This window comes from Nocardia sp. NBC_01388 (assembly GCF_045040085.1).
In the GTDB taxonomy this organism is placed as follows: domain Bacteria; phylum Actinomycetota; class Actinomycetes; order Mycobacteriales; family Mycobacteriaceae; genus Nocardia.
Map to the genome: position 1 here is coordinate 7,459,525 of NZ_CP109553.1, position 15,063 is coordinate 7,474,587.

16 protein-coding genes are annotated in these 15,063 nt (G+C 67.7%); 4 read left to right on the plus strand and 12 right to left on the minus strand.

Annotated elements, in window-relative coordinates; all coding sequences use genetic code 11:
• Positions 1-163 precede the first annotated feature (163 nt).
• Positions 164-1,801, plus strand: a complete 1,638-nt coding sequence (locus OG716_RS35255) for an MFS transporter (protein ID WP_405134646.1) — start codon at positions 164-166, stop codon at positions 1,799-1,801.
• 79 nt (positions 1,802-1,880) lie between these two features.
• Here OG716_RS35255 and OG716_RS35260 read toward each other — a convergent pair whose 3' ends face one another.
• The 7 genes from OG716_RS35260 to OG716_RS35290 all read right to left on the minus strand — a co-directional run bounded on the left by OG716_RS35260 (position 1,881) and on the right by OG716_RS35290 (position 6,599).
• Positions 1,881-2,279, minus strand: a complete 399-nt coding sequence (locus tag OG716_RS35260; protein WP_355119708.1) for an NUDIX domain-containing protein — start codon at positions 2,277-2,279, stop codon at positions 1,881-1,883.
• Positions 2,280-2,312: 33 nt separating this feature from the next.
• On the minus strand, positions 2,313-2,843 hold the full coding sequence (locus tag OG716_RS35265) for a hypothetical protein (protein WP_405134647.1): 531 nt from the start codon (positions 2,841-2,843) through the stop codon (positions 2,313-2,315).
• A gap of 109 nt (positions 2,844-2,952) precedes the next feature.
• Entirely contained in the window at positions 2,953-3,750 is a 798-nt protein-coding gene (locus tag OG716_RS35270; RefSeq protein WP_327142268.1) for a family 1 encapsulin nanocompartment shell protein, read from the minus strand.
• Positions 3,751-3,753: 3 nt separating this feature from the next.
• Entirely contained in the window at positions 3,754-4,764 is a 1,011-nt protein-coding gene (locus tag OG716_RS35275; protein WP_405134648.1) for a Dyp-type peroxidase, read from the minus strand.
• Between the two features lie 78 nt (positions 4,765-4,842).
• Positions 4,843-5,169, minus strand: a complete 327-nt coding sequence (locus tag OG716_RS35280; protein ID WP_297613326.1) for a cupin domain-containing protein — start codon at positions 5,167-5,169, stop codon at positions 4,843-4,845.
• 105 nt (positions 5,170-5,274) lie between these two features.
• Positions 5,275-5,769, minus strand: coding sequence for a dihydrofolate reductase (locus OG716_RS35285; protein WP_405134649.1), 495 nt, complete (start codon positions 5,767-5,769; stop codon positions 5,275-5,277).
• Positions 5,766-6,599 (minus strand): thymidylate synthase, encoded by an 834-nt coding sequence (locus tag OG716_RS35290; RefSeq protein WP_405134650.1) that lies wholly within the window; start codon positions 6,597-6,599, stop codon positions 5,766-5,768. The genes OG716_RS35285 and OG716_RS35290 overlap by 4 nt, the downstream gene beginning before the upstream one ends.
• 45 nt (positions 6,600-6,644) lie before the next feature.
• On the opposite strand from OG716_RS35290, the gene cobF reads away from it, so the two are divergent.
• Both cobF and OG716_RS35300 read left to right on the plus strand, forming a co-directional pair.
• On the plus strand, positions 6,645-7,409 hold the full coding sequence (gene cobF / locus OG716_RS35295) for a precorrin-6A synthase (deacetylating) (protein ID WP_405134651.1): 765 nt from the start codon (positions 6,645-6,647) through the stop codon (positions 7,407-7,409).
• Positions 7,410-7,527: 118 nt separating this feature from the next.
• Positions 7,528-8,394, plus strand: a complete 867-nt coding sequence (locus OG716_RS35300) for an Fpg/Nei family DNA glycosylase (protein ID WP_405134652.1) — start codon at positions 7,528-7,530, stop codon at positions 8,392-8,394.
• 21 nt (positions 8,395-8,415) lie between these two features.
• On the opposite strand, the gene OG716_RS35305 is transcribed toward OG716_RS35300, so the two are convergent.
• From OG716_RS35305 to OG716_RS35320, 4 genes are all read right to left on the minus strand, one after another.
• Complete coding sequence (locus tag OG716_RS35305; protein WP_405134653.1) at positions 8,416-9,927, minus strand: carboxylesterase/lipase family protein; 1,512 nt, start codon at positions 9,925-9,927, stop codon at positions 8,416-8,418.
• A 71-nt stretch (positions 9,928-9,998) separates the two neighbouring features.
• Positions 9,999-10,244, minus strand: coding sequence for a DUF2630 family protein (locus OG716_RS35310; RefSeq protein WP_405134654.1), 246 nt, complete (start codon positions 10,242-10,244; stop codon positions 9,999-10,001).
• Positions 10,241-11,695: a PLP-dependent aminotransferase family protein gene (locus OG716_RS35315; protein ID WP_405134655.1), complete on the minus strand. Its 1,455-nt coding sequence runs from the start codon at positions 11,693-11,695 to the stop codon at positions 10,241-10,243. The genes OG716_RS35310 and OG716_RS35315 overlap by 4 nt, the downstream gene beginning before the upstream one ends.
• A 422-nt stretch (positions 11,696-12,117) precedes the next feature.
• Positions 12,118-12,804, minus strand: coding sequence for a DUF4184 family protein (locus OG716_RS35320; RefSeq protein ID WP_405134656.1), 687 nt, complete (start codon positions 12,802-12,804; stop codon positions 12,118-12,120).
• 87 nt (positions 12,805-12,891) lie between these two features.
• On the opposite strand from OG716_RS35320, the gene OG716_RS35325 reads away from it, so the two are divergent.
• A complete protein-coding gene (locus OG716_RS35325) occupies positions 12,892-13,581 on the plus strand; it encodes a pyridoxamine 5'-phosphate oxidase family protein (protein WP_405134657.1) in 690 nt (229 codons plus the stop codon).
• 2 nt (positions 13,582-13,583) lie between these two features.
• Here OG716_RS35325 and OG716_RS35330 read toward each other — a convergent pair whose 3' ends face one another.
• Positions 13,584-14,828, minus strand: a complete 1,245-nt coding sequence (locus OG716_RS35330; RefSeq protein WP_405134658.1) for a hypothetical protein — start codon at positions 14,826-14,828, stop codon at positions 13,584-13,586.
• Positions 14,829-15,063: the final 235 nt, after the last annotated feature.

Sequence of the window (15,063 nt, forward strand, 5' to 3'; positions counted from 1 at the left end):
ATTCAGACCTGGGGATATCTGCGATTATCCAGCCGGTTCGGCTACCTCGAGTCGCTGCTCATACCCTTCGACCTACACTGAGTAACGGTTGTTCGGCACCCGAACGGCTATCTAGAGAGACCGGATTCTTCGGACAGCTGTCCCTGTGCGGCAGGAGCGACGGATGACGGAAGTGCAGCTCGACCTGGGTCGTAAGAAATGGCTCGCGCTCGGCGTACTGGCTCTGGGCCTGTCCATGGTGGTGCTCGACGGCACCATCGTCTCCGTCTCACTGCCGGTCATCATTGCCGACCTGAGCCTCAATTTCACTCAGGCGCAATGGGTTACCAGCATTTACGCGGTGGTGCTCGCGGCCCTGCTGATCACCGCCGGGCGGCTGGGCGATCGGCTCGGGCGGCGCAAGATGTTCGCGCTCGGCGTGCTGGTATTCCTCGTGGGCAGCGTGCTCGCCGCCTCCGCCACCAGTGCCTGGCCACTGCTGTGGGGCCGGATCGTGCAGGGTGTCGGCGCGGCCGCGGTCATGCCCGGCACGCTCGCCACCATGAACGCCCTGTTCCGCGGGCGCGATCGGATCATCGCCTTCGCGGTGTGGGGCTCGGTCATCTCCGGCGTCGCCGCCATCGGTCCGCTGCTCGGCGGCTGGCTGACCACCTACTACACCTGGCCGTGGATCTTCCTGGTCAACCTGCCGCTGGGTGCGGTCGTACTTGTCGGACTGCTGCTGTTCGTGCCCGAGACCAAGATGGGCAAGACCGCGCCCGGACTCGATGTGGACGGATTCCTGCTCAGCGCGGTCGGTTTCGCCCTGCTGGTGTTCGCGCTCATCGAGGGCTCGACCTACGGCTGGTGGCGGCCGCTGCGGGAATTCCCGCTGGCCGGATTCACCTGGTCGAAGACCGCGATCATCTCGCCGATCCCGGTCATTCTGGCGCTCGCGGTGCTGGCGCTGGTGCTCTTCCTGCGGTGGGAGCAGCACCGCAATCTGATCCGGCGCTCGGCGCTGCTGGATCCCGGACTGTTCCGGATCCCCAGCTTCCGGTGGGGCAATGTGACCGCATTCGCGGTGGCCCTCGGCGAATTCGGGCTGCTGTTCGTACTGCCGCTGTTCCTGGTCAACGTGCTCGGACTCTCGACCCTCGGGGCCGGTTATGTGCTGGCGGCCATGGCCGCGGGCGCCTTCCTCGCCGCCGGGATCGCGGAGGGCTTGGTACAGCGGCTCGGCGCCGTGCGGATCGTGCAACTCGGCCTGGGCTTCGAGGCCGTCGCTGTGGCGCTCACAGCGCTGTTCGTGACCCCGCACATCTCCGCCTGGTGGCTCGCGCTGCTGCTGGCCGTCTACGGCGTCGGATTGGGCCTGGCCTCCGCGCAGCTGACCGGTGTGGTGCTGGCCGATGTGCCGCCGGAGACCTCCGGGCAGGGTTCGGCCACCCAGAGCACCGTCCGGCAGATCGGCTCGGCCTTCGGTATCGCCGTGGTCGGCGCGCTGCTCTCGGTCGGACTCGGCCACGAAATGCCCAAGCGGCTGGCCGAGGTCAAGGATCTGCCCGCCAAATCCGCCGACACCCTCTCGACGGCTACTCGCGAATCCGCCGGTGGCACCATCTCCGGCCTGCGCGATCACGAAGGCGCGACGGCGGTCGTGGACGCGCTGGCCCGTGGCTTCACCGATGCCACGCGCACCACCCTGCTGGCCGCGGCGATCTTCCTCATGCTCGGGCTGGCCGCCGCCACCCGCATCCCCTACCGGGCTCCGGAAGCTTCCGCGATTACCGACTCGGAGGTCGCGCCCTCGGACGAGTAAGTGGCTGCGCCGCAACGACTCTGCGTCGGCGGGCCGGCTCTGCGTCTATGCGGGCCGGCTCTGCGTCGAACAGGAACGACTAGGCGTCGATGAGGCCCAGCGTGTGCAGGCGCTGGAACACCAGCAGCGAACCGGGCGCGACGTGCGGCATGGCCGCGTATTCGGCGAGCGTGAAGTAGCGGAGCTCGGCGATCTCGCCGGAGGGGAACGGGTCGGCGGTGAGCTCACCGAGGAAGCAGGTCATGTGCAGCCGGGTGCCGGGCGCATGGCCGAAGGCCTCCGCCTCGAAGACGCCGAGTTCGGCGACCTCGGTGGCGCCGACGCCGAGCTCCTCGCGAATCTCGCGGTGCAGCGCCGATTCCGGGGTCTCGCCCGGATCGATCTTGCCGCCCGCCATGTAGAAGACGTCCTTGCCGGTGGACCTGGTCTGCAGCAGACGACGATCCCGGATATGTGCCAGTGCCGCTGTGCGAATCACGGCCAACACCCTACCCAGCCGTTGCGCGGCGCCTCAGCGGGTGGGCGGAGCCAGCCGCCAATGCTGGGTGAGCGCCTCGGCGATCTCCGGGAGCAGGATCACCGGAATCTGCTTGCGGCGCAGAATGCTCCGAATCTCATTGACCTGCTCGCGTTTACGCATGTCGTAGGCATTCGCAATGGGCCGCTGCACCGGCGGAATGGACAGCAGTACCAGTTCACCGTGCTGTTCGTCGCCGCCGTTGAGATCCAAAGCCAGGGACCAGCGCGACTTTTCGTCCAGCGCGAAGCGGCCCGCCACCACCCGATTCCAGTCGATGGTGGCCGCGCCCCACGGCGTCCGCCGCACGATCGACTGATCGGTCAGCACCACCCCGTCCCGCGCGAACAGCAGGAACAGCACTCCCACTCCGGCCGCGACGCCCAGCAGAATCCCGGTGAACAGCCGGTTCAGCCCGAATACCCCGACGGTGGCCGCCACGATCCCGGACGTCACCAGCAGTCCCGCGATTCCGTAGAACATGGCACGACGCCCGGGCACCACGCCGGCCCGCACCATTGTCATTCCCCGCGCACCATCGTCGACCCGCCTCCCGCACGTTGCTGCGCGTCACCGTACCTCTCGGTGTGGTCTTGCCTCCAGCGATACGGGTTACCGGCGGATGTACCGGCGCTCATGCCTCCAGTGCGACTGCGGCTTCGGCGGTGTAGACCACGAAGGTCAGGCTCTCCTGGAAGTACAGCTCGACCGATTCGGCATCGTGCGACAGGTAGCCGATGGACAGGTCCTGGCCGATCTGCAGATCGAAATCGCCGCCGCGGGTGGAGAGCACAAAGGCGCCGTCGATGGCCGGGGCCCAGATGATGTCGCCGTCGATCAGCCGCTCGATATGCGTGCGGATCGGGTGGCCGTGATCGGAGGTCTCGCTGACCGCGGTGTAGAGATCGGCCGACAGCAGCGCCGAATACGGGCCGTCCACACCCGCGAGCCGCAGCTCGCTCAGGGCCTGTGCCACGGCTTCCGGAACCAGGCGCGGATCGGTCGGCAGCTTGACCGGCTCATTGGAGGTGGCGGCGCGGACGCCGACAATGCCCGCGGCCGGGTAGGCCTCGAATATGGCATGGTCCTCGGCGAAGGCGATCTTCTTGGCCGCGTCCTTCACGGCTTCCAGATCGGTGTCCTGGGCGCCGCGCTCCACATCGTCGAGCTCCGCACGCGAAAGCTTGAAGGGGACACGCAGTTCCACCAGGGGCAGCACCACGCGCTGGCGGGCCTGCACTCCCTCACCGGGTGAGCCGATGGCGGTGGTGCGTCCCAGGCCGACCGCGGAGTAGTCGGTCCCGTGCGGGCCGGACACATCGACCACGCGGCGACCGGCAATGTGCCGCTTGAAGGTGCGTGTCGCCTCCTGCTCGATCGCCGTCCAGGCGGCGGCGGTGATCGGCGCGAGTTCGCGGTGCAGATTATTCATATTTCAGCTCCTTTTCAACGTGCCGATACCCAGGGAACCAGCCTGGGAAACAACGCCATTGGTTGCCACGGATGCCGGGACCTCCACGGCCGCCAGCGCGGGTGCGTCCGGCAGCGCGTCGAAGAACCCCGCGGGCGGGGTGAAGAACAGCGTGCCGGTGACGGCGGTGGAGAAATCCAGGATGCGGTCGTACGCGGCGTCGGGGGTGCCCAGGAACATGCGCTCGAGCATCAGCTCGGTCACGGCCGGGGTGGCGGCGTAGGCGACGTAGTAGGTGCCGAACTCGCCGTCCATCACACTGCCGAACGGCATATTCGCGCGCAGGATGGTTCCATTGTCATCTTGATCATTCACGGCCACATGGGAATTCGCCGGTTTGGCCGCATCGGAGAGTTCGAAGTCATCGGCCTTGGTGCGGCCGATCACCCGCTCCTGCTCCTCGACGGACAGGGCCTTCCAGTCGGCGAGATTGTGCAGGTACTTCTGCACGATCACATAACTGCCACCGGCGAACTCGGCATCCGCCTCGCCGACCAGCGCGGCCGACACCGCGAGCCGGCCCTCGGGATTCTCGGTGCCGTCCACGAATCCGAGCAGATCGCGCTGTTCGAAATATCGGAAGCCGACGGTCTGATCGACGATCGTGACGGCGCCGGAAAGCCGGTCTGCCACAGCCATCGCCAGTTCGAAGCACGCGTCCTGGTTCTGGGCCTTGATATGGAAGAGCAGATCGCCCGGTGTGACCGGAGCCTGATGCCTGTCCCCGACGTACCCCGGAAACTCGTGCAGCTCAGCGGGTTTGGGCCCGGCGAAGAGTCGATCCCAGGCGGCGGAACCGATGCTCGTGATACACCCGAGCCCCGCGCCGGGTACTCGGAAGCCGACGGAGCGGCGCAGACCGGGTAGTTCTGCGAGTAGATCGCGCACCGCCGCCTCGCCGCCCTCATCGATTGTCGCGACGAGGAAGAGCGCGGCGGGCGTAAGCGGATCGAGAAGCGGCTGCGGCTCACCCATGGGCTCCAGCCTAGAGGCCGCACCGGACATACCGGTCGCCCGGTAGCCCTGTGTCTGCTATTCGGCGTGCGATGTGCGCTATTTGGCCACCGTGAGCAGGAAGGCGACATCGTCGATGGCCTTCACGCTGTGCCGCGCGTCGGGGATCACCAGAAGATCTCCCGCCGAGCCTTTCCATTCGTTGGTGCCGCTGATCAGAGCCAGCACGCCACTGAGCACGACCATGGTCGCCTCGCCCGGATTCTCATGTTCCGCGAGGCTCTGCCCCGCCGTCATGGCGATCACCGTCTGGCGGAGGCTGTGTGCGTGGCCCCCGTAGATGGTCACCGAACTGCGTCCGCTCGAGGCGGTTGCGGCCAGCTTCAGCTGCTGGCGCGCGACCGCGGTCAGCGATTTCTTGTCCATGGACTGCCTTTCGCCTGGGTATCCGTGAGTATGCCGGACACCTTCCGGCGTGATCGGCAGATTCGCCGTTCGTGCCGAGGAATTACTGGACGCGGGATGTTCGCGTTATCCGTTGTGCCGCGTATAGCGGCGGAAGCGAAATCGCAGACCGGTCGAGGACTCGCGCCACGGGTCTTCGCCGGCCGACCATTCCGGGCCGATGCCGGGCGCATAGCAATCACCGGCCACCCTCGAATCGACCTCGGTGACCATCAGTTCGGTGGCGAACGGCATTGCGGCGCGGTAGATTTCGCCGCCGCCCATGATCCACACCGTGCCGGTTCCGCTGGTCTCGAGCGCATCCTCGAGGGAGCTCGCCCGGTCAGCGCCCTCATCGGACCAGTCTGTTTGTCTGGTCACGACAATATTTCGGCGGCCGTCCAGCGGGCGGAATCTGGTGGGCAGGGAATCCCAGGTGCGCCGGCCCATGACCACCGGATGGCCCCAGGTGACTTCCTTGAAATGCGCCATATCCTCCGGCACCCGCCAGGGAATGGTGTTGTCCAGACCGATCACCCCGTCCGGGGTCTGGGCCCAGATCAGCCCGATCGTCCGGCTCACACCGCCACCGCGGCCTTGATGGCCGGATGATGCTGGTAATCCTGGATTTCCACGTCCTCGTAGGCGTAATCGAAGAGGGTCGGCGCCGGGCGCAGTTCCAGCTTCGGGAACGGGTACGGGTCACGGGTCAGCTGTTCGCGAACCTGCGCCACATGATTGTCGTAGATGTGCACATCGCCGCCGGTCCACACGAAATCGCCGGGAAGCAGCCCGGTTTGCTGCGCCACCATATGCGTCAGCAGCGCATAACTCGCGATATTGAACGGCACGCCCAGAAACAGGTCCGCGCTGCGCTGATACAGCTGGCAGGACAGCTTGCCGTCGGCCACATAGAACTGGAAGAAGGCGTGGCACGGGGCCAGCGCCATCCGATTCAATTCGGCCACATTCCAGGCGGATACGATCATGCGGCGGGAATCCGGATCGGTGCGCAGCGTCTGCAGCACCTGCGAGATCTGGTCGATATGGGTGCCGTCCGGCGTCGGCCAGGACCGCCACTGCACGCCGTAGACCGGGCCCAGATCGCCGTCGGCGTCGGCCCATTCGTCCCAGATGGAAACCCCGTGCTCCTGCAGCCAGCCCACATTCGAATCGCCGCGCAGGAACCACAGCAACTCGTAGACGATGGATTTCAGATGCACCTTCTTGGTGGTGATCAGCGGGAAACCCTGCGACAGGTCGTACCGCAGCTGGTGCCCGAAAATGCTGCGGGTGCCGGTACCGGTCCGATCCGCCTTCGGAGTGCCGGATTCCAGCACCAACTTCAGAAGATCCTCGTACTGGGTGTCACGGGGGGCCGTGCTCTGCGGGTCTCGAGGGTCGCTGCTCACGCCTGACAAGCTTACGCATCACTGGGCCTGGCATGCTGAGGCGCTGTGCGGAAGCTCTATGTGATCGGAATCGGCGCCGGCGATCCGGACCAGGTGACGGTGCAGGCCGTCAAGGCCATGCGCCGGACGGACGTGTTCTTTCTCATCGGCAAGGGCGCCGGGAAACAGGAACTGGCCGATGTGCGCGCCACCATCGTGGCCGAGTACGCGGACCAACCCCACCGGATGGTGCAGATCCCCGATCCACCACGGGATCGGAGCGTGCCGGGGACCGGAGCCGATACGGCCTACCGGGGTGTGGTCGAGGACTGGCACGAGGCGCGCGCCGCGCTGCTCGAACAAGCCTTCGCCGAAACCGACGGGGCGGGCGCAATTCTCGTCTGGGGCGACCCGTCGCTGTACGACAGCACGCTGCGGGTGGTCGAGCGGGTGATCGAACGCGGGCGGGTCGGCTTCGACTACGAGGTGATTCCGGGGATTACCAGCGTGCAGGCGCTGGCCGCCGCGCATCGCATGGTGCTGCACGAGATCGGCGAGCCGCTGCACATCACCACCGGGCGGCGGCTGCGCGACGAGGGGCTGGCCTCGGGACAGTCGACGCTCGTAATGCTGGACAGCGACTGCTCTTTCACGCAGGTGCCGGGTGATGACATCTATATCTGGTGGGGCGCCTACCTCGGGATGCCCGACGAGACCGTCATCGAGGGCCCGCTGCGAATCGTCGAGGGACGCATCACGCGTCGGCGCGCCGCGCTGCGGGAGGCCAAGGGCTGGATCATGGATACCTACCTGCTGCGGCGCAACGGATAGGGCTGTCGGATCAAGCGGTTTCGAGCACACGTTCCACAGCGTGCGGCGACCGCGATTTCATGAACACGTCGCGCTGTGGCTGATCGAGGTTGTCGGGGGGCGTGGGTAGGCTGCGGGGGTGCCCGAATTACCGGAGATCGTGGCGCTCGAGCAGTTCTTGGCCGAGCATGCGGTGGGCGCGGTTGTGGGACGGGTCGATGTGTCGGCACTCAGTGTGCTGAAGACTTTCGATCCGCCGGTGACCGCGCTGTCGGGCCGTGACGTCACGGGGGCGGGGCACTGGGGCAAGCATCTCGGGTTGGATTGTGACGGGCTGTGGTTGATCACCCATCTGTCGCGGGGCGGGTGGTTGCGGTGGATCGATCAGCCCGGCGCCGCGCCGCCGAAGCCGGGCAAGGGGCCACTGGCGCTGCGGGTGCACTTCTTCACGCCGGAGGGGGATACCCCGGCGTTCGATCTCACCGAGGCGGGGACCAAGAAGCGGCTGGCGGTGTGGATCGTTGCCGATCCGCAGTCGGTGCCCAGCATCGCGCGGCTCGGGCCCGATGCCATGGCGGTGAGTGAGCCCGAATTCGCGGAGCTGCTGAAGGGCACCTCGCAGCGGATCAAGAACGCGCTCACCGATCAGACGGTGCTGGCGGGCATCGGCAATGCCTACTCCGACGAGATTCTGCACACCGCCAAACTCTCGCCGTTCGCGACATCCTCGGGATTGGATCCGGAGCAGGTGGCTCGGCTGTACTCGGCCATGCGCGCCGCGCTCTCCGATGCCATCGCACGATCGGTCGGGCAGGATGCGGCTCGGCTCAAGGGCGAGAAGCGTTCCGGTATGCAGGTGCACGGGCGCACCGGCCTGCCCTGCCCGGTCTGCGGCGACACCGTCCGGGAGGTCGCCTACGCGGACAAGTCGTTCCAGTACTGCGCGACCTGCCAGACCGGCGGCAAGATCCTCGCCGACCGCCGGATGTCACGGCTGCTCAAGTAGTTCAGACCGGTCTCGAGTGGTTCAGACCAGTGCGGGGACGTGAACCCCCTGCCAGGCAAGGCGTTTCGCCTTCTCGGGGTCGTTCTCCACGCGCTGCGGGCTGTCGATGATCATGGTGGCGCGCCGGTCCTCGGTGTACGCGGGCCAGTTCGACAGGGGCGCTCCGGTGCGGGCGAAGGAGAGCCAGTTGTCCTGGAATTGCCGGGTGACCGCGCGGAAGCCGCGGCCGCCGCCGGCCGCCGTGAGCGCCCGGCCGACCGGAGTGTCGGTGGCGCCGAAGACGGGGAGCAGATCGAGGGCGTGGGTGGCCCCGAAACCCGCGAGTTGCATTGCGCGCGGGGCGAAGTCGAAGCGGTAGGCGTAGGTCGGGGCGTAGCGGCTGTGACCCTCCATGATCGCGAGCGAGGGCCGCCAGAAGGTGAAATCGCCGCCCATGCGGACGGTGACCTTACGGCCGGGGAAGCCGGGATAGGCCGCGGTGACCCGGGATTCGGCGCCGTCGCCCGCCTGGCGCAGCAGCCAGCGCATGCGGTCGGGAGTGGTGGGGAGGGTGTCGTCGAAGCGGACGAAGAGTGTGGCCTCGTCCCGATTGGTGCCGATGATCAACGGCACCGGGTGTGCGCTGCCGCCGGTGAACGCGTCGGTGATCGATTGCGGCAGGAAGTCGCCGTCGACCTGCGGCGCGGCGGGGAACAGGCCGGGCTGGGTGTGCATCACCTCGTTGAGGGCAGTGTCGACCGCACGGCGAATATCATTGGGGCGGGCCGAAATCAGGGCATCGGCGGCATCGCCGGGGGCCGCCCCGAGCTTGTCGAGGCAGCGGCGCGCGAAGAGTTTCGCATCGGCCTGCGAGGGGCCCCAATCGGCGGGCGGACTCTGCGAGATGCCCCGGTGGAAGAGTCCCGCGGCGGCGGGCGCGGCCATGAGCGCGAGTACCGCGTGCGCACCGGCGGATTCGCCGAAGATCGTCACATTGGCCGGATCGCCGCCGAAGGCCGCGATATTGCGCTGCACCCACTCCAGCGCCGCGACCTGATCCCGCAGGCCCAGATTGGTGTCGAATGGGTGTGCGGCCGTGGCGAATTCGCTGAAATCGACATATCCGAACGCGCCGAGCCGATAGTTCATCGACACCACGATCACATCGCCGCGCAGCGCCAGCCGGGAGCCGGAATACAAACCCAGCGCGGAGGTGCCGATGAAATATCCGCCGCCGTGAATGAACACCATGACCGGCCGCGGTGTGGCCGAGGGCGTCTTGGGCGCGGTGATATTGAGGGTCAGGCAGTCCTCGCCGGTCGGCTGCTGCTGCCGCGGGCCGATCTGCGCGCCGCGGCGATGCTGCATTGCGGCGAAACCGAATTCGGTGGCATCGCGCACCCCGCGCCACGGCTGGACGGGCTGCGGCGCCCGGAATCGGAAATCGCCCACCGGGGGCGCCGCGAAAGGAATGGACCGCCAGCGTGAAACGCGGCGGCCCTCGGAACCGCGGACGACACCGTCAGCGGTCGTGATGTCTGTCGTTGCCACCATTTACCGATGGTAGCGGTGCGTGCGGCCGGGCAATATGACAAATTCGGCCCGGCCGGGCGGCCGCGCGCCGCCTACTGCAGGTAGCCCTCGACCTGATGCGCCGAGTTGGGCTGCGCCTCGTTGGGGTTGCGGCCCTGGTCGAGGCGGGCGCGGCGCTGGCGCAGCAGATCCCAGCACTGGTCCAGCATGACCTCGAGTTCGGCGAGCTGGCGACGCTCGGTCTCCGGGTCGATCTCGCCCTGACCGCTCTGGGAGCGGAGCTCATGCTCCTGATCTACCAGGGTTTTGATACGCGCGAGGATGTCCTGTTCGCTCATGGGCTCGAGTGTACGACCCGCGCCAGCGCGAGCCCCGCCGAGCGCACCGCGACCGGCAGGTCTGCCCTGGACAGGGCGGCATAACCGAGCGCGATGCCGAAGGTGTGTCGGGTGCCGAGGTGGTGGCGGCCCAGGCCGTCCAGATAGACGCCCGCCTCGCGGGCGGCGGCGATGGCCCGGTCCTCCTGGGTGGCCGAGGCCAGTGGGACCACCAGGTGCGAGCCCGCGTCATCGCCGCTCACCCGCAGGCCGTGGCTGCGCAGTTCTTCGACGACCAGGGCGCGGCGGAGTGGCATCTCCCGGCGCAGCCGGCGCAGGTGGCGAGCCAGATCGCCGTGCCGGGCGAGGGCGGCGACAACCTGCTGACCGGCGGGGGCCGGGCCGGTGCCGGTGAGTTCACGATGGGTGAGCACGGCATCGACCACGTTCGGGGCGGCGACCAGCCAGCCGATGCCCAGGGTCGGGGTGAGGATCTTGCTGGTGGTGCCCAGATGTACGACGTACTCCGGCGCGAGGGTCGCGAGCAGCGGCAAAGGAGTGGTGTCGTAACGCAATTCGCCGTCGTAATCGTCCTCGATAACGAGAGCGCCGGTGCGGCGGGCGAATTCGATGAGCTCGATGCGGCGGGCGGCGGGCATGCGCGCGCCGAGTGGGAACTGGTGTGCGGGAGTGCAATACACCGCTTTGGTTTCGGGTGGCAGTAGATCTGCCCGCAGTCCGTCCGCATCGACGGGAATGGGGACCAGCCGCACTCCCGCCGCGGTGAAGGCGCCCGCGGCGCGGGTGTACCCCGGATCCTCGAAGGCCACCACATCTCCGGGCCGCAGCATGGCCGCCGCGAGTTCGGCTACCGCGGAACTGGTTCCGGAGGTGGTCAGTACCGCGCTACTGCCGCCCGCGCCCAGCCCGCGGTGCCGCAGCAGATGCTCGGCCACCGCCTCCCGATAGTCGGGCTCACCGGCGCGATCCTTGCGCACCAGGGGAGTTCGATCCGAGGCCGTACGCCACGCCCGCCGCCAGGCCGCCCGATCGATCGTCTCGATACACGGCGCCCCCGCACCCAGATCCAGCAGCCCACTGAGCGGATTCGCCCGCTGATCAGCCGTGGCCCGCTCGGCCACCGGCTGCGGCGAAGCCGTCAGATACGTCCCCGACCCGTGCCGCCCGCGCAACCACCCCTCCGCATGCAATTGGTCATACGCGGCAGTGACCACCGTCCGGCTCACCCCCAGCCGGGTGGCCAACTCCCGAGACGAAGGCAACCTGTCCCCACCCCGCAGCGTCCCCGTCGTAGCCGCCCCCCGCAGCCCGTCCGCCACCTGCACGGCCAACGGCACCACGGACTCCCGATCGACCCCGAACGGCAAATCGTCGACCAGGACCGCCGGTCCGCTCGGGGCCCGCTCGGCAGAATCGGCGCGGGCCCCCCAGTTTTTCGAGCCGGTTTCCATCGAAGTGGCCTCCTTGAAGTCCGGAAACTGGGCGTATACAGCTTGCCACTCGATCCGGACCTTTCGGGCCTCACGCGGCCGAAGCGGAAACCGGCTCGGTCCGCTGATTTCCGGTTCGGCCGGGTTCGGCCGGCTGGGCTGCCGACGTGATCGCGAAGGAAATCATCGAATATCGCGGCACTGTAGGTGTGGGCGAAGATTGCGGACCGCGGGCTTGGTCCACACTCATCCGATCGCCCAGATCGATTGTGGCTCCGGCATATTGGCTATTCGCTCGCCGCGTGGAAACCCGACGGTATGAGCTCGTGCGGGCGGGTGGGTTCGAAGGGTCTTGTGAACAATTCTCAAGGCAATGTTCAAAGCGCATGATATTGCTGCGTTTTCATGCCCCTGCGACACAGCGATCGCTGGTGTTGAGATTGTCAGCGGGTGCGCTCGAGGGCGGTATGCACTGCTGCCCAGGCGGTGAAGGTCAGGAGGGCGCCCTGGGTGGCGGCGACCAGTAGGTGGCGGACGCAGTCGTAGAGGCTGGTATGGACGATGGGGTCGGTGCTTGCGAGCAGGGCGCTGATCGTGACTGCCAGGAGGAGGGCAATCAGGATCCAATTGCGCTGTGGGGCTGGTGGAGTCGGGGTGGCGGTGCGGTACCACCGGGTGGCGTACCAGGTGAGGATGAGGACTCCGCCGGCGGAGGAGAGGTAGCCGAATACGTTGTAGACGCGGTGCGGTCCGGTGACGGACTCTCGCAGTATTTCCCAGTGCTGCACCGCAATACCTTCCGTGTGGGTGAAGGAATCCCAGGCGAGGTGGGTGAGGGCGCCGACCGCGGTGGCCAGTGCTGCGCGCGGGAGGGTGGTTCCCGGGACCGTCGCGGACCTGCCGAGGAGGGTCAGCAGCGGGCGGTGGGCCAGCCGGGCGAGTATCAGCAGGGCTGCTCCGAGTGCCAGATCGATGGGCAATCCCAGGAGGGAGTGGGTGCGCTCGGCACCGGCTCCGATCGGGATGTAGTACGGAATGTCCGGTGCAATACTGCCTGCGACCAGCCCGGGAAACCAGAGCGCTCGCCGGAGCGGGAGTACGGCGGCGGGGTGGGCGAGTGTGAACGGCACCGAAATATCTCCCCCGGAGAAGTGGTCTGTGGAACTTGTGTGGAATTGGCTATTCAGTAATGCCATTTTGCCGATAAAGCTGGTCGTATGACCGATTCATCCGTCGAACGGACCCCATTGTCGCCCACCTCGCGCAGTGCGCTCACCCGTGCGAAGGAGCGCGGAGCCACCGACCGCGCCGAGCTGGATGCGATCCTCGATACCGGAATGCTCTGCCACCTGGGCGTTGTGCTGCACGGCAGCCCGGTCGTCATTCCCACGATCTACGGCCGCGACGGTGACACCCTGTACCTGCACGGCTCCACCGGTGCCGGCAATCTCCGTGCCGCCATGACCGGTGAGGTGTCGATCGCCGTCACACAGGTGGATGGATTGGTCTACGCCCGTGCGGCCATGCACTTCTCCATGAACTACCGATCGGCCGTAATCCACGCGCGCCCGGTGGAACTCACCGATGAGGCGGAACGCGTGCGCGCGCTGCGCATCATTGTCGAGCACTCCGCTCCCGGCGCCTGGGATGCGGTGCGGTCGCCCAATAAGAAGGAAATGGCCGCGACGATGGTGCTGGCGCTCGACCTCACCGAAGCGTCGGTGAAGATCCGCACCGGTGATCCGCGCGACGATGCCGCCGACATCGATGCCGGTGGCGTGTGGGCGGGCGTGCTGCCGCTGCGGCAGGTGTGGGATGCGCCGATCTCCTCGGCGGATCTGGAAGCGGGAATCGAAGTGCCCGAACATGTTCTGGCACGGTGTACCGAAACTGCGACGGCCCGGTAGCGCTACCAGTTGGTGGCGTCGAGGCCGAGTTCTGCCAGGGACTTGTGGGCCAGGCCGGTGAGGGCGGCTGCCGTCGGGATGGCTTCGGGGTCGAGGCTCACCAGGGACAGGGTGTAGGTGTCGGCTATACGGGTGAGGTAGCCGGAGAGGCGGGTGCGGGGGAGGGTGTCGGCGCGCAGGCCGGGGTGGATGGCTCGGGCGGCCACGCCGGTGCAGGGGTGCGGGCCGAGGGAGAGCAGGGAGTCCGGGAGGGTTCCTATGTTGGAACACAGGATGTCTCGCTCGCCCGCGCCCTTGGCCAGGGCATGCGCCCAGCGGTCGGGGATGACCTGCAGGAGTTCCTCCGGGATGCCGCCGGGGCTGGTCATGCGGTGCTCATAGGCGGCACGGGCCTTGCGGCGCAGGGTGGAGGGCGTGTCGGCGCGGGTGATCGCGATCTCCGTCATGGCCATGTCATTGTCGACACGCGGTTCGTCGCGGGTGTCCACCGGCAGGCTGGCGGCCAGGCTGGGGGCCGGGAATCCGCTGTCCCACAGCATATTCGCGATCAGAAGGACGAAGAGGCTGTTGGCGGTGCCGTCGTGGGCGACCGCCACCCGGTTCCATTCCCGGGCCGGGATCTGCAGGATGGCGCTGCGGGTGGCCGGGCCGGTGTAATCGGCTGCGAGCACGACGTTCCGCTCGGTGGCCGGGGCCGGGCGCGCGGGCAGACCGCGGCGCAGCGCGCGAGCCGTACCGCCGAGCACGGTCGCCCACTGCCGCCGGGCATCGGCCCAATCCGACTGCCCCGCAATCGGCGCCGCCAGCGGTGTGCCCGCCAGCGCATGGTCGATGGCCAGGGTCAGTGCCCGGCCGTCCGCCAGCGCGTGCGAACACGTCAGTGACAGCACGGAGCCGCCATCCAGCAGGGCCGTGGCCGACAATCGCCAGCCGGGGCCCAGCGCCGGATCGAGATCGCCGCCCTGCGCATCGGCCCAATCCAGCAGCGCGGCAGCCGGAATCGGCTGTTCCGAAATACGGAGCGGATGCGCCCACGCCGTCTGCTGCCAGCGCGGTCGCGCCCCGGGCACCCTGGCCCCGATGACCCGCCGCCCCAGCGGCCCGACTCGCAAAGCCTCGTGAATCCGCTCGACCAGCTCCGTATCGACCGGATCGGCGGTACGCCACAGCCCCTGCAGAGCGATCGGGGTACCCATGCCCCGATGCGCCCGCAGGAACATTTCGTCCACCACACTCAGCCGATTCATTGCAGGGCAGACTACCGGCCGCGCCTGTGCGCCGCGCGGGCGATCGAGGGCACGGTCCGCTCTGGAGTCAGGCCCGGCGATGTCGGGCCGGCCCGGTCCGAAGCGGATCGATTGGTCCCCGGCCGCGATCGGCCGACAGCCGGCGGACTGGTCCCGCCATCCACTTCGGCGTGGTGGCTGCGCTGCCGAGAATTTGGCTCTCCGGCCGAATTCGTATGTGCAGCACTACCTATGG

Excerpts from the sequence above, each read along its gene's own strand:
- OG716_RS35325 (WP_405134657.1), top strand. The coding sequence starts at position 12,892 with ATGACCGATTCATCCGTCGAACGGACCCCATTGTCGCCCACCTCGCGC.
- OG716_RS35275 (WP_405134648.1), bottom strand. The coding sequence starts at position 4,764 with ATGGGTGAGCCGCAGCCGCTTCTCGATCCGCTTACGCCCGCCGCGCTC.
- OG716_RS35305 (WP_405134653.1), bottom strand. The coding sequence starts at position 9,927 with ATGGTGGCAACGACAGACATCACGACCGCTGACGGTGTCGTCCGCGGT.
- OG716_RS35265 (WP_405134647.1), bottom strand. The coding sequence starts at position 2,843 with ATGACAATGGTGCGGGCCGGCGTGGTGCCCGGGCGTCGTGCCATGTTC.
- OG716_RS35315 (WP_405134655.1), bottom strand. The coding sequence starts at position 11,695 with ATGGAAACCGGCTCGAAAAACTGGGGGGCCCGCGCCGATTCTGCCGAG.
- OG716_RS35270 (WP_327142268.1), bottom strand. The coding sequence starts at position 3,750 with ATGAATAATCTGCACCGCGAACTCGCGCCGATCACCGCCGCCGCCTGG.
- OG716_RS35310 (WP_405134654.1), bottom strand. The coding sequence starts at position 10,244 with ATGAGCGAACAGGACATCCTCGCGCGTATCAAAACCCTGGTAGATCAG.
- OG716_RS35330 (WP_405134658.1), bottom strand. The coding sequence starts at position 14,828 with ATGAATCGGCTGAGTGTGGTGGACGAAATGTTCCTGCGGGCGCATCGG.
- OG716_RS35255 (WP_405134646.1), top strand. The coding sequence starts at position 164 with ATGACGGAAGTGCAGCTCGACCTGGGTCGTAAGAAATGGCTCGCGCTC.
- OG716_RS35280 (WP_297613326.1), bottom strand. The coding sequence starts at position 5,169 with ATGGACAAGAAATCGCTGACCGCGGTCGCGCGCCAGCAGCTGAAGCTG.